This window comes from Rodentibacter trehalosifermentans (genome assembly GCF_002000545.1).
GTDB lineage: Bacteria > Pseudomonadota > Gammaproteobacteria > Enterobacterales > Pasteurellaceae > Rodentibacter > Rodentibacter trehalosifermentans.
Genome location: NZ_MLHL01000001.1, coordinates 1 through 2,474, shown reverse-complemented (window position 1 = coordinate 2,474; position 2,474 = coordinate 1). Strand labels below are relative to the sequence as shown.

Here is a 2,474-nt window from a genome sequence, read left to right as displayed (position 1 = left end):
AAATAGGGCTGAAAGCCCAGGCTCTATATTTTTTTGTTTTCTTGTTTGTAATCTTGTTTGTAGGTTATGGATTTCCTTGTGGCACAAGGCTTGAGCGATTTATATGTGTAGAGATTTATTGTTAATGTGTAGAAATTTATTGTTTAATGTGTAGAGATTTATTGTTTAATATTAGGTTGATTTTTCAGTCTACACATATTAAAGTATTAGGTGTAAATTTTATTCTATATATAATCAACAAATTTCTACACATTAAGGGTATAAAATGAGCAATAATACTGATCTTACTATCTCAAAAGCTAATAGCTTTGTTCAGGCTAGTTACTCTATGACACTCGATGAAATGCGGATTTTGTCTTTAACTTTGGGTGTTTTTAACCCTAAAAATCCGTCTAAACGTGGATTTGACTTTACGGTAGCTGATTTCTGTAAGCATTTCCCTGATGTCAATCCTGAGATAGCTTACACACAAGTTAGAAATGCCGTTCTAAAAATTTCAAAGCGTTGGGTTACGTTGGTTGATAATGAACACGAATTAACTGAAGTTGCGTTAATTCATAAGCGTTCCTATTTTAAAAAAGAAGGTCGGTTTTACATTGAGTTCCACGATGAGTTGATCCCGTATATTTCTGAATTACACGAGAACTACACAAAATATCAGCTTGTAAATATAGGTGCGTTTAGCAGTACTCACGCCATTCGTCTTTATGAATTATGTTCTCAATATCGTGATACTGGTTGGCGTCAAACAAGCATTGAAGATCTAAAAGATTGGTTCCAAGTTTCAGATAAATACAGCTTGTATGCTAATTTTAGAAAATGGGTTATTGAGCCATCTATCGCTGAAATAAATGCTAAATCTGATTTGCTTGTATCATACGAACCTATTAAACGTGGTCGCAGTATTGTAGCGTTGAAATTTACTATTCAGACAAAGAAAAGTGCGGTTAAAACGGAATTAAAACGCCCTAAATTTCCGCATAAAAACAAATACGGTAAGTTTGTAAAAATTGATCGTCAAAATCCTAAAATGAGTTCCGCTGAATATGGTAATTATGCGAAAGATTGCCTAAAAATCTTGGAAGATTTTTATCAAGACATCGAAGATGTGCCGAATGAAGATTTGTTGTTTTATTGGATTTTCCTATCCGTCAATGAAAGCCATAAATCGAGATTTGGTAGAAAACAAATCTTTGCCGAAAAACTGAGAGAGCGTGGCTATAAAATCATAGATTGTGAATTGGTTGAGATTGATAAAAAACAAATTGATTTTTTTCGTTAAAGTTTTTAATAAGTCAAAATAAAAATATAAAAAAACGCAATAAATAGCGAAGTCTTTTATTGTGTTTTTTTATATTCGGCAACCGAAGGGCGACAGTACATAGTTCAAAATATAGTCAAATTTGAGCACTGTGTGGTGCTGTATAGCACTATGTAGCACAAAATAGTAAAAAATTTATTAGAAACAAGATGTTATAAATAGTGTTATGAAGATGCTAGATAGTGCTCAAAAATACTGTACTATTTTTAATCAATTCTTGCTATTCCATTGATATTTATTGCTTTCTTTGCAAAACGAAGTTTTGCGTTAGGTGTGTAAATGAAGTTTTTTTTGCTATACATTTGGAATATAAGAATGGGTTTATATATACGTTCTAATCTAAATAAAAATACCCCTTATCAGACGAATGTATGTAATCCAAAAAAGATCTTTATTTTAAAAACTCACAAAGAAAAAATAGATGATTTTGTCAATTACTTTAAAAATTAAATGTTCATATAATCAATATAAATATTTAACTTTTTAAATAAGGAAAATTTAATGAAAAAAATCTTAGAAAAAATAAAAATTAAATTTAAACTAAACGTTAAGATTAAAGATTATTTTCAAATTGAAATAGAAGCTAATTGCGGATAAACAAAACCGCCCTTTTGAGGCGGTTTATGTTACAATGAATTTGGGTGTCGGGGGAGCTGTTAAGTTCCTCGACAAGCTCCCCTGATGTGTTATTAACTCGTTCAATTCGAGGTAGAACATCAACAGAGGAAAACGTGGAGATGAGTAATCTCATCAAAACCGTTCTAATCGTGGGAGCTTGCCTGTATCTTGGCGGATGCGCAAGCACTCGCGGTTTAGAGATCTACGGTTATTTCGACACTCAACAAAAAAACGTATGCGTTAATTGTCGTTACACACAGTGTAGCGATTAAACACTAAGTTTTCAAGGATTGTTAGTTAAACTAGCAATCCTTGTTTTTTTATTAAATTAGACTAATTACTCAAATAAACTCTCAAAAACGTCCTAAAACGCATTTTAAGCGACTTTTATCCTTTACCCTGATGATCTTATACCTAATAGGCTATCGCACTCGCTACGCTCGTTTGATGAACCTTTACGACAGCGAATAACAAGTTCTTCACTGTCGCAAAGGTTTACAAATTCAATCATAAAAATAAAAAAATAGGGCTGAAA

1 protein-coding gene is annotated in these 2,474 nt (G+C 32.0%); it reads left to right on the top strand.

What is annotated here, in order from left to right:
* Positions 1-265: 265 nt before the first annotated feature.
* Complete coding sequence (locus BKK52_RS00005) at positions 266-1,282, top strand: replication initiation protein (RefSeq protein WP_077477428.1); 1,017 nt, start codon at positions 266-268, stop codon at positions 1,280-1,282.
* Positions 1,283-2,474: the final 1,192 nt, after the last annotated feature.

What these genes read in the sequence shown, in the direction of transcription:
- BKK52_RS00005 (WP_077477428.1), top strand. Translation starts at nt 266, where the DNA reads ATGAGCAATAATACTGATCTTACTATCTCAAAAGCTAATAGCTTTGTT.